The organism is Teichococcus aestuarii, assembly GCF_042651065.1.
Classification (GTDB): Bacteria; Pseudomonadota; Alphaproteobacteria; order Acetobacterales; family Acetobacteraceae; genus Pseudoroseomonas; species Pseudoroseomonas aestuarii.
This window is the reverse complement of the sequence record NZ_JBHSCH010000183.1, coordinates 1-581: the sequence shown is the minus strand read 5'-3', so window position 1 is coordinate 581 and position 581 is coordinate 1. Positions and strand designations below refer to the sequence as shown.

General features: G+C 52.0%; 1 protein-coding gene. It reads left to right on the top strand.

All coding sequences use genetic code 11. The features are described 5' to 3' along the window. The coding region (locus tag ACFOY6_RS24275; protein ID WP_379652480.1) for a DUF2254 family protein at window positions 1–581 on the top strand (581 nt) is incomplete at both ends.

Genomic DNA, 581 nt, shown 5'->3' with positions numbered 1-581 from the left:
GTTCAGAGCCACTCTGTTTGCCATTGCCGCCATTCTCACAGCACTGATATCTATTGCTGTAAAATCATTTATCCCGCCCGCATTTTCCGGGATAGTCGGCGCGAAAGCGGTCGATAATATTCTGAATATTCTGGCGTCCAGTATGCTGGCCGTCACGACCTTTTCACTGAGCATTGTTGTCACCGCCTATGGCTCTGCCACAACCAATGTCACGCCGCGTGCAACTCGCCTGGTGGTGGAAGACACCACAACCCAAAATGTACTCACCACTTTTATTGGCTCTTTTCTTTTCAGCCTGGTGGGGATTATCGCCCTGAATATGGGCGCTTATGGCGAGCGTGGTCGGGTAATTTTGTTTGTTGTAACACTGGTAGTGATTGCACTGATTGTACTGACGCTATTGCGCTGGATTCAGCACCTGACTTCTCTGGGCCGCGTGGGAGAAACAACTGCCCGGGTGGAGAATGCAGCTTTGCGGGCATTTCACGCACGGGCTGAATCCCCCTGCTTAGGTTGTTTCCCGTGGGTGGAAAGTGGCACGCAACCTGAGGGTACACAGGCAATTTTTTCGCCTTCCGTAG